Origin of the sequence: Stieleria sp. (genome assembly GCF_041595215.1) — a bacterium.
In the GTDB taxonomy this organism is placed as follows: Bacteria; Planctomycetota; Planctomycetia; order Pirellulales; family Pirellulaceae; genus Stieleria; species Stieleria magnilauensis.
The window spans coordinates 1-10,492 of record NZ_JBFHKV010000170.1 but is presented as its reverse complement, the minus strand read 5'-3'; the positions used below and the strand labels follow the sequence as shown (position 1 = coordinate 10,492).

The 10,492-nt window shown below is 59.1% G+C and carries 10 protein-coding genes and 1 tRNA gene; 5 read left to right on the top strand and 6 right to left on the bottom strand.

Features of this window, described 5'->3' with window-relative positions; translation table 11 throughout:
• Positions 1-139, bottom strand: a 139-nt coding sequence (locus tag ABX749_RS09105) for an isocitrate/isopropylmalate family dehydrogenase (protein WP_372895699.1), incomplete at its 3' end; no start/stop codon positions are given.
• Positions 140-419: 280 nt separating this feature from the next.
• Here ABX749_RS09105 and ABX749_RS09100 point away from each other — a divergent pair.
• A complete protein-coding gene (locus ABX749_RS09100) occupies positions 420-1,661 on the top strand; it encodes a glycosyltransferase family 4 protein (RefSeq protein ID WP_372895697.1) in 1,242 nt (413 codons plus the stop codon).
• A 289-nt stretch (positions 1,662-1,950) separates the two neighbouring features.
• Here the strand turns inward: ABX749_RS09100 and ABX749_RS09095 are convergent, their stop codons facing one another.
• Positions 1,951-2,262, bottom strand: coding sequence for a Dabb family protein (locus ABX749_RS09095; RefSeq protein WP_372895696.1), 312 nt, complete (start codon positions 2,260-2,262; stop codon positions 1,951-1,953).
• Positions 2,263-2,410: 148 nt separating this feature from the next.
• Between ABX749_RS09095 and ligA the strand changes: the two genes are divergently transcribed.
• Together ligA and ABX749_RS09085 are read left to right on the top strand one after the other, a co-directional pair.
• On the top strand, positions 2,411-4,486 hold the full coding sequence (gene ligA / locus ABX749_RS09090) for an NAD-dependent DNA ligase LigA (RefSeq protein WP_372895695.1): 2,076 nt from the start codon (positions 2,411-2,413) through the stop codon (positions 4,484-4,486).
• A 134-nt stretch (positions 4,487-4,620) separates the two neighbouring features.
• Positions 4,621-4,694, top strand: a tRNA-Met gene (locus tag ABX749_RS09085).
• 271 nt (positions 4,695-4,965) lie between these two features.
• Here the strand turns inward: ABX749_RS09085 and ABX749_RS09080 are convergent.
• Positions 4,966-5,250: a VF530 family DNA-binding protein gene (locus ABX749_RS09080; protein WP_145209135.1), complete on the bottom strand. Its 285-nt coding sequence runs from the start codon at positions 5,248-5,250 to the stop codon at positions 4,966-4,968.
• 169 nt (positions 5,251-5,419) lie between these two features.
• On the opposite strand from ABX749_RS09080, the gene ABX749_RS09075 reads away from it, so the two are divergent.
• Positions 5,420-6,016: a CDP-alcohol phosphatidyltransferase family protein gene (locus ABX749_RS09075; protein ID WP_372895694.1), complete on the top strand. Its 597-nt coding sequence runs from the start codon at positions 5,420-5,422 to the stop codon at positions 6,014-6,016.
• 129 nt (positions 6,017-6,145) lie between these two features.
• Positions 6,146-6,577, top strand: coding sequence for a TIGR03067 domain-containing protein (locus ABX749_RS09070; RefSeq protein ID WP_372895693.1), 432 nt, complete (start codon positions 6,146-6,148; stop codon positions 6,575-6,577).
• 462 nt (positions 6,578-7,039) lie between these two features.
• Here the strand turns inward: ABX749_RS09070 and ABX749_RS09065 are convergent, their stop codons facing one another.
• From ABX749_RS09065 to ABX749_RS09055, 3 genes are all read right to left on the bottom strand, one after another.
• The gene (locus ABX749_RS09065; protein ID WP_372895692.1) at positions 7,040-9,127 is read right to left on the bottom strand and encodes a prolyl oligopeptidase family serine peptidase; all 2,088 of its coding nucleotides are present in this window, start codon (positions 9,125-9,127) and stop codon (positions 7,040-7,042) included.
• A 167-nt stretch (positions 9,128-9,294) separates the two neighbouring features.
• A complete protein-coding gene (locus tag ABX749_RS09060) occupies positions 9,295-9,963 on the bottom strand; it encodes a hypothetical protein (RefSeq protein ID WP_372895691.1) in 669 nt (222 codons plus the stop codon).
• 144 nt (positions 9,964-10,107) lie between these two features.
• Positions 10,108-10,473: an amidohydrolase gene (locus ABX749_RS09055; RefSeq protein ID WP_372895698.1), complete on the bottom strand. Its 366-nt coding sequence runs from the start codon at positions 10,471-10,473 to the stop codon at positions 10,108-10,110.
• Between the last annotated feature and the right edge of the window lie 19 nt (positions 10,474-10,492).

Below are 10,492 nucleotides of genomic sequence, written 5' to 3'. Positions count from 1 at the left end.
GGTCACCGGTTTCGTCGATCGCGATCCCACCGATCAAATGCGATTGGAAAGTGAATTCGTGACCGAAAATCTCACCAATCGTTTCGAGAACACGTTTGGCTTGCTGCGTGATTTCGGGACCGATGCCGTCGCCGGGCAAAAAAACGATGGAGGCTTTCAAGGTTTCTGGGCTGGTCTGGGGAGGAAGGGCTGTTCAGGGAAACGCGTACTGTAGCCGAATCCGGCCGTTTTCCCCAGAGGCGAGGCGGACGATTCGGCATCCCGACTAACCGGTTCAATCCGCAAATCCCATCCCTCGACCTGCCGCCTGGGTGTCTGTTCGCACGCGGCCGGCCGATTTGATCGCGGCAGGGTGGAATCGCGACGCAGCTTGTTGAAGACAGGTCATTGGAGCCCGTTCTTTTACCCCCAACGCCATCATGCAAGCTGGAAATCTCGGCCGATCAAGCTCGACCGGACCACTCCCCACGACTCCGATCGTCATCCATCCGCAGGCCTCTGGTCCGGCGGAGCAGGATTCGAGTCTGGTGGGGGGCCGCGCCGCGACATCATCCGTTCGCGTGTTGCACATCGTCAACGGAGAACATTTCGCGGGGGCCGAACGGGTTCAGTCCCACCTGGGCCGCTGCTTGCCCGGATTCGCCGTCGATGCCGATTTCGCGTGCGTGAAACCGGGGAAGTTTGCCAAAACGCTGGTCGAACACGGCGGAGCCTGGGGCCGCTGTTTCCGTGCGGACATGAAAAACCGGCTGGACGTCCGAGCCGCTTGGCGGGTCCGCCGACTAGTCCAAGAGAACGGGTACGATTTGCTGCACGCACACACGCCGCGAACGGCGATGATCGCGTCCGTGGCGTCGCGTCTGACCGGGCTGCCGTGGGTTTATCACGTTCACAGTCCCACGGCTCGGGATTCGTCCAAGCCGTTGACCAATCATGCCAATGCCGCAGTCGAAAAACTGTCGCTGCGGGGATGCAGCCACCTGATCACCGTTTCGGAAAGTTTGCGAATGGATTGCATTCGCCGCGGTTGTCACGAAGAAGATGTCACCGTGGTGCACAACGGCGTGCCGGCGATCTGCCCACCGCGATCGGCTACCCCGGTCGTCGGCGGACGCTGGGTGCTCGGCATGGTCGCGTTGATGCGACCGCGAAAGGGACTGGAGATTGCCTTGGACGCGATCGCAAAACTGCGTGACCAACACGACGTTCGATTACGGATCATCGGACCCTTCGAAACCGACGCCTACAAGGAATCGATCGAAGACCTGATCGCAAAACTGCAGATCACGGGACTGGTCGAGCGCGTCGGCTTTACACGCAATGTACCGGGCGAACTGGCCAAGTTGGACGCGATGGTGTTGCCGAGTCTGTACGGAGAAGGGTTGCCGATGGTGGTGCTCGAATCCATGGCCGCTGGGCTTCCCGTCATCGCCACGCGGGTCGAAGGAACGCCCGAAGCGTTGACCGACGGTGCACAGGGCTTGCTCGCCGAGCCGGGCGACGCGGAAAGTCTGGCTGAGAAAATCGAGGAACTGATCTCGGGCGTCCACGACTGGCAACAGATGTCCGACGCCGCGATCGAGCGTCACGCCGAAGATTTCTCAGACGTCGCGATGGCCAGTCGCACGGCGGACGTCTATCGAAAGGTGCTGGGACTCTAGTGCTTCGTCAACTTTGACGAGCGGAAAAGGGGTCAGGTACTTGACCAATTAGTGATTCAGCAACCGTTGGTGTCCAGCCTTTAGGCGCTCCCACTCGCTGCTCCGCAGCGACACCGGGCGGCTAAAGCCTGCACACCAGCGCACGTTGGTGTCTAGCCTTTAGGCGATTCCCGTTCGCTGCGGAGCAGCGACACTGGGCGGCTAAAGCCTGCACACCAACACTCCTGCCCGTGCCATTGGTACCGGACCCCTTTTCCGCGGCACCCTATGTTTCAAGGTAGCTGGGGCTCTAGTCTTCCAGCAGGCTGTCACAGACCTGAACCGTCGCCCAGTTCTCTTTCTGACGCTCGATGAATTCGAGGTGTCGGGGGGCCGTTTGGTACACGTCGTGGGTCGCGCGATCGCGAAAGATCACGTGCAGCGAGACGTCAAACTTCACGTTGACCGGCCGGTCTAGCTCGGCGTCTCGGCGGCCGACCGAAAAACCGATCACTCCGTCGTGATCGTCCAGGTATTTTTGGCAGTCCGCGACCAGGCTGTCGACCGCTGCCGGACTGTTGTCTTTCAGCGTAAAAAAAACGTGGTGGGCGAGCCGAGCCATGGGACAATCCTTGCAACAAGCGGGGAAGACGGGGAATTCACGTGCGCCAAGTATCGTAATCAAACCGTGCCCCGTGGCGAGCCCCCGAAGCGACGCGGTAAATTACGTCGCCCCCTTGTCTGCCACCGACCTTTTTTCGATCGATTCCATGACGACTCCGGCAAAACGCGTCCAAGCACTTCGCGATGAAATTCGCCGTCACGACCACGCGTATTACGTGTTGGCCAAGCCGTCGATCAGTGACTTGCAATACGATCGGCTGCTGGAAGAATTGCGAGACCTGGAAACCGAGCACCCCGATCTGCTCACGCCCGACTCGCCGACCCAACGCATCGGCGATCAACCGGTCGAGCATCTGGTCCAGGTTCCGCATTCGGTCCCCATGCTGTCGATCGACAACACGTACAGCCGCGAGGAATTGAAAGCCTACTTTGACCGCACCGAAAAACTGCTCCAAGGCCAGCCGATCGAGTGGGTGATGGAATACAAGATCGACGGGGTGGCCGCCTCGGTGCGCTACGAAAATGGCGAGATGAAGCTTGCGGTGACGCGAGGCAACGGGACCGTCGGCGACGACATCACGCACAACATCCGGACCGTTCGTGATTTGCCGCTCCGCATCAAGGGAAAGAAGGCGCCCGAGGTCTTGGAGGTGCGCGGCGAAGTCTACATGACCAACACGGACCTGGCCGACTTGAACGAACGGCAAGTCGCCGCGGGAGCCGAGCCGTTCAAGAACACCCGCAACGTCACGGCCGGGACGATCCGGTTGCTCGATCCGGCCATCGCCGCCGAACGCAATCTGCGATTCTTTTGCCATGGCGTGGGACAAGTCGATGGGCTGGCCGCGACCAACCACATGCAATTCCTGGAGGAAATCGCGGCGTATGGCATTCCCATGACACCCGATGTCCGCGTCTTTCCCAGTGCCGCGGCGGTGATCGAGGCGGTCGACGAGCTGGAACAGGGGATGCCCGACCTGCCGTTTGAGGTCGACGGGATTGTGTTCAAAGTCAACGATTTCGCGCAGCGTGAAAAACTGGGCATGCGGAGCAAGAGTCCGCGATGGTTGATCGCCTATAAGTTCGAACGTTACGAAGCGGTCACACGTTTAAGCGACATCAGCGTTCAAGTCGGCAAGACGGGAGCCGTCACCCCGGTGGCTCATCTGGAACCGGTGGAGATCGCCGACACGACTGTCTCGCGCGCCTCGCTGCACAATGCCGACGAAATCGAACGGTTGGACGTTCGAATCGGCGACGTCGTGGTGGTCGAAAAAGCGGGCAAGATCATCCCCAAGGTGGTTCGCGTCGAAAAACACTTGCGCAAGGGAAAGCTTTCTCCGTATCGTTTTCCCCAGACGTGCCCGGAGTGCGAAACGGAATTGGTTCGCGACGACGGGGGAGTCTACATCCGATGCCCCAATCCCCAATGCCCTGCACAGCTGAAACAGCGATTGATTTACTTCGGCAGCCGTCCCGGAATGGACATCGATGGACTGGGCGAGGAAGTCGTGGACCTGCTGCTCGGCCACGGTCTGCTACACAGCTACGCCGACCTGTATCGTCTGTCGGTCGATCAGGTCGCGTCGTTGGATTGGCTGAAACAACGCAAAGGGAAAGATGGGAAATTGATTGTCGTCAAGGTCGGCGAGCGAAATGCTGAAAACCTGATCGCGGGAATCGACAAGAGCCGTGATCGCGGGCTGGCCCGGGTGCTGTCCTCGATTTCGATTCGCCATGTCGGTCCACGCGTCGCGTCGCTGATCACGGCGAAGTACCACACCCTCGAAAAGCTCCGCGAGGCATCGGTCGAAGATCTGGCGGATCTGCATGAGATCGGAGATCGCATCGCCAAGAGTTTGCATGAATTTTTGCACAGCGACTACGGCCGGAAAACGCTCGACGAACTCGCCGCCGAAGGCGTCAAATTGGAAGACCCCGAACCTGTCGAGGTCGAGGGTGGTCGTTTGTTGGAAGGGAAAACCCTCGTCGTCACGGGGACCCTGAAACACTACAAGCGGGACGAGATCAAAAAACTTATCACGGAACTGGGCGGCCGAGCGTCGGGCAGCGTCAGCAAAAACACGGACTTTTTGGTCGCCGGAGAAAAAGCCGGCAGCAAGCTGACCAAGGCCAACGAATTGGGGGTCAAGGTGCTCTCCGAACAGGCGTTCCAGAATTTAGTTGCCGGACAGGATGGGGCTGGCGGGAGTGACCGATGACGCCGAGCCGTTGCCGTCAGACCGGCCGGTGCGGTGAATCAAGGACGAAGATTTTCCCGTCGGAGAAGGTCCGCGGGAGAGTTCAAGACGAGGCTTGTCAGGCTTGGCCGGCTTTGGCATACTGTCCCGCACTTGGCGAGGTAGCTCAGTCGGTTAGAGCGGTGGCTTCATAAGCCATAGGTCGCTGGTTCAAGTCCAGTCCTCGCTACTTCTTTCTCCGCGGTCCGTTCTGTGACCGCCTGTTCTGTGGCAGTACCCTTCTGTGACAGCACCGTTCGGCCCCAGTATTTGGCGTCCCCACCACGACCCCAAAAACACTGCATCGCCGGATTCTTCCCCCGGCCAACCACTCGATGGGTTGCACACCGAACGCATCAGGCCGCCGATCGTTCGGCCGCCCCTATCAATCCGCCAGCCATTATTCTGCCCCGTATCATTCTGCCTTCCGATTGCGATTCCCCCATCGCTGGCTAACCCACTCAGTCTTCACCATCCTGTCCGTCGACATCGCCCCCGCTCCCAAAGTTTGGAGCGACGTTTCGATTCTCGTAGCAGATCGACCGCAGATACAGCCGTTCCACCTTGGCCCTGGCCCAGGGGGTTTTCCGCAGAAACTTCAGGCTTGATTTGAGACTGGGATCGTGTGTGAAGCAGCGAATTTGGATTCGGTTGCCCAGTTCTTCCCACCCGTACCGTTCGACCAGCCGCTCCAGCAAGTCTGCCAATGTGACTCCGTGCAGCGGATTGTTGGGTTGCTGATTCATCGTTGTCGCTGGTCGGAAGCCTGCAAGGCACGCAAAGATTCGGTTCGGGTGGTGTCCGGATCAATGGTATGCTCGGGTTCGTGTCGTTGGATAGCCCACCAACCGCCTGCGGTGTTGCAGGAGGGAGAGAGCCGGGAACGTGACTATCGCACCTGAAACAGATCGTTGGTTGACGGCTCCCAACGTGATCACCACGTCTCGTATTGTAGGCTCCCCGGCGCTGGTCCCGTTGGCGATCGCCCAGCAGATGACTTGGCTGGCCGCCTTGGCGATCTTTCTGGTTTTCACCGAATGGTTGGACGGATATCTGGCCCGACGATCCCACGCCACTTCGGCCGTCGGCGCACGTCTGGATACGGTCGCGGACGCCGTTTTCTATTCGTCCGTGCTGATCGCGTTGATTGCGTACCAGCCCGATCTGGTCGCCACCGAGAAGTATTGGATGCTGGTGGCGATCACGAGTTATGCGTTGAATTGGCTGGCCTGTCTGATCAAGTTTCGGCGGCTGCCCAGCTACCACACCTGGGCCGCCAAGGGGGTTTGGTTGATCATCATCCCCGGCACAGCCCTCTGGCTGGCAGGCATCACCCCCTGGCTCGTGCGCCTTTCGATGGTTTGCGTCACGTTGGCCAATACCGAAGCGATCTTGATCACGTTGGTGCTACGCGAGTGCCGGGTGGACGTCCCGTCGCTCTGGCACGCCCGAAAAATCAATTGGCGAGTTGCCGCCGATGAGCATGTGGCAATGCGACAAGAAAATGGGTGACAAGAATACGCGAATCCAAAAGTGATCGGACCTGGAGGATGGCGCAACGTTTACAATCGGGGATGTTTTTTGTTGTCCGTTTAGAGGTGGAGGACCGGTGCGATGCGAAGTTTAGTGATAGGGCTATTGGTGGCTGGGTTCGCTTTTCCGCTCGCCGCGCATGCGGACGATGCAACAGACCGGGCCGTCCAGAAGGATCGCAAGAAACTCCAGGGCACCTGGCAAGTCACCTCGCTCGTGATCGCCGGCAACAAAGCAAAAAACGAAGACGTGAAGAAGCTCACGGTCGTCAACGGCGATGACGGCACATGGAGCGTGCGTTCGGAAGACAAGGAAACGAGCAAAGGCACAAGCACGATTTCACCGAGGGCAACACCCAAAACCATTGACTTCACAGCGACCGAGGGCGGAGGCAGTGGCGATCAATTTGTCGGGATCTATCAGCTCGGTAAAAAGAACCGAAAGCTTTGCTTTGTGCGAAACGACAAAGACCGTCCCACCGACTTCACGTCCACGCCTGAGAATCAGCACATCCTTGTGACGTTCAAGCGAATCGAGTAGGACTTGTGGTGCATGCCATCGGACGCGCAGTGGGCACTTCGGTTTACTTTGAGACCGAACGGGGTGCGTCTTGTTAGCGGCAGGGCGCGAGCCCTCCGGTCTACCTACGCCGGCACCGGACGGCTCGCGCCGTTCCGCTAACAACGTTGGTTTATTTTAGCGGCAGGGCGCGAGCCCTCCGGTCTACCTACGTCGGGACCGGACGGCTCGCGCCGTTCCGCTAACCACGTTCGTTTATTTTAGCGGCAGGGCGCGAGCCCTCCGGTCTTTCAAGGTCAAACCGGACGACTTGCGCCCTTCCGCTAAGACCATCGGAAATCAATGCTTCACAGCGATGGTTAGGGCCCGGGAACAAGTGAAGCAGCGCGCCCTCTCAGCGTGTTCTCCCCATCATTCTGCCCCGTATCATTCTGCCATCCGTCATTCCACCTTCTCCCCCCACGCCTCTCCGTCACCATCGTCTCAAGGCTTCCACCGTTCGTCAAAAAATCCCGCCGCTTGAACGTTGCCGGGATCTCGCATCGTCGCGCCGCCTTCGATCTCCAGGATCGCCCAGTCGGGCAGCTTGGGCGTTTGCCGTGCGTTGTTCAGATAGTCGTATTCGCGAAAGGTGAAGCCGCTGTTGAGCACGACGTAGCGGTCGGGGCTTAGCGGATTCGGATAGATCATTGCGACCGCGCGAGCCTTGCGAGGCCAGGTCTTCGATCCCAGCTCGATGGTGTCGTTGTTCCATTTGACCGGCAGGGCGTCGGCAAGTCGAGCGATCACGGAATTGGATTCCGGGTCGCCGAACAGGACCAAGTGGTGCGTGGCGATTTGCTCTTTCGTCAGCTGGCGATCCAGAACCCGTTGAACGTCGCCGCGAAAGTGCTTTCGCCAATGCAACTGTGCGTGTTCGGCTTCGGCAGCCACCCAAGCTTGCAAGGCCGGGTCATCGCATGGTTTGGAGGGAAGCACAAACAGAAAGGAGTCCATGAAGGCGTCGTCGATCGGTCCTTGCAAACCCGGTCGCTTACGAACGCCGGCCTCGTCGATCTTGCCGGACAGCCAACGCCCGTCGCGAAGGACAAACTCCGCGTTCCAAGACCGATCCGATCGCACCGCCGGCGTTTGGCATTCGGAGCCATCGATGACAACGATGGGGCGCTCGGGAAGAAGTCCCGGCCACTGTCCGGGAGCAAAGTCCAACCGCAGGTGCGTCACGTTGGATGTCTCTACCGCGATGCGTGTCTGACTTTCCGTGTCGATGAATTTCGCCTGAACGCGCGCGGTGTCCCAATGTTTCTTCAAACCGTCAACGGTGACCCAGTGCATGCGGTTGTAACGCAAGGTCTGCGTCGTGAAATCGATCGTCCGTGGCACCGTCGGCTGGACCGATGCCGCCAGAGCATTCATCCGAGCTTCGATTTCAACCTTGGAATCCTCGTGGATTTTGTGCGCGGTTTGCGGCCCGATGACGTGCACCAAATCGATACCGTGCCGGGCCAACGACGCCTCCATCACATCCGCGGCTTGTTTCTGGCGATCGATTTCTCCGCTGTAGGCGACGGTCGGACAGTGCACCAGATTGCGTGACCAGTGGGGGCAATCGTACAGTCGCCAAAGCGTCCGCTGGTAATCCGGAGTCGACGAAAGGTCTTCGCCTTGGAACGACTTCAAGAACTCAGGCGTTTCGGAAAACCCCGCACCGGGATTGGCGGCAAAAAAGCGATCGGCGTAATGGGTCGCAAACTGCCAGCATGCGGCGCCGCCCATCGAAAAACCGCGTACGCTGGTGCGCGACCGGTCGACGGGCAAGTGGTCGCGGACGTGTTCGAGCGCTTCCAACACGTCGACTTCGCCGGCAAATTTGAACGCGTTGCTGTAGCGACCATAAGGGTGCAAGACAAACGTGTCGGCGGGAGTGTATTGGCCGGCGGAGGTGCGTCCCTTGGCCAAGAAACTGACTTCGCTAAGTGTTTCACCACGCCCGTGAAACCAGATGTCCAATCGTCTCGGCCGCGAGTCACCGTGGGTGTATCCGGCCGGAATGACCACCGCGTAGGGCTGGTACGACCGATCGATCTTGGATTGATAGCCGCCGATAATCAGTTGCTGGTGCTCTCCGTCACCGATCCCCACGACCCGACTCCACTGCGGCGTCACCCCGGCGACATCGATCCGACGTTTTGCCTCCTCCAACAGCGAGACCGCGTTGTTGAAATCGTTCGGTTGGTAAAACTGTTTGAACTCCAGCGCGAGTTCGACCGCACGGGGAAAGACCAGGATTTCTGGCGTCAACTCCGACAGCGTCTGGAGCGATTGCTGATGCTGTGCCCGTTGCCACTTGTTTCCCGACCGAGCTTTTTCTTCGGCGCGCCCGAGCAATTCACCCCAAGCGCGGCGGACGTTCTGGCATGCGTCGATCAGTTGTTGCGACTGTGCGTCATCCAAGTCCTCGCCCAGCGGCGGAATCGGCCGGACCGAATCCGCGAGATTGTCGGCGGGGCCATCGGCGACAGCGATCGATGCCATACAAAGGCAGAGAGCGACCAGCAAAGGAAACTTCACGGTGGGACCTTCGGGGAGGGGGTTTTAGGTTTCAAGTTTCAGGTTCCAAGTTTCAGTACTTCCGTCTTCAGACGATGTCCGACATTTTCCTGTCACCCATTTTCTTGTCTGACTCGTTGCCGTTCACCGTCCGCTTTTCTGCCCATCATTTTTCTGCTAACAGCTAACTAAACCAGTACTGCGTCGGCCCACAGGCTGGGGTCTTCGGTGACGGGGTATTCAGGGCCGGCGCCGAGCGTTTGCCAACCGAGTTCGCGATCGATCACGGCGTAATAGATCGCCAGACGTGATTGATCGGATGGATCAAATCCGGTCAGTGCGGAGCTGGGGATCAGACCGCACAACTCGTAGCCGTCGTGCCGCGCGAACGCTTTGATCGATAACGCGTCGGCCGCGATCGACTTGGGGTTACCGCGGGCGCGATTGATTTCGATCAGAGACGCGATCGGACGTTCGCGCCTCGGACCACCACCGGCAGGCATGAAAAGAAAACGGTGGCAGTATTGTGTCGCCCGGTGAATGTTGGGGCTGCATCGCGTGTCCAACCACAAATGAAAGCCGTCGCTTTCATCCAGTCGCGTCTCGCGGCACCAGGGCACTTGCCGCTTTCCATTGACCAGAATCTGGACCCCGATCCCGTCTTCGGACCAGCCGAGGCGCACATCGGCAAATACCTTGCGTCCACCGAGCGCCCCGAACGATGGCATCCGGCAACTCTCGGGAAGTTTCAGGCCCTTGGAGGTCCATTCCAAATCCGCTTTACGGATCTCGACTTCAAACCGAAACAGAAACGTCGGATCGATAAAATCTTTCGTCTTGGATTTGGAATCGGGCACGGAAGGGGCCGTGGTGGTTGGGGGGCGGTTAGGGTTTGGCCCGAGGGGCCAAGAAACGCAAGCGGGAAGCTTAAGCCACTGGCCCAGGGGCCAAGAGACGCAAGCTGGAAGCTTACGCCACTGGTTGGGACGCAAGCTGGAAGCTTACGCCACGGGGGGATGGACGATGTGAGTGATGGCGTCGAGCGCCAGGCGGAGTGACTTGGCGGCCATCACAAAGTTCGTGTGCCCGCTGACTTCGGGTTGAATCTCCTCGTATAACTCGGTGGCTTTGCGGAGCTTGGAGAGTTTCTTTTTGGCCATCTTCAGATAGACCGCATCGTCCTGGACGTCGTCGATCGGTCCTACCGCCAGGATGAAGTCGTAAATGTCTCTGACGACACTCCGTAGTTCTTCGTCGTCTTCCGCTTCGTCGGCGTGCTTGAGGAATGTTCGCACCATCCAAAGATGCGCGACTTGATGGTCAATGGCGTTGACCCGGTCGCGTGATTCGGTCGGTGAAGCGTTCATCTCACAACGTTTCCGTGGG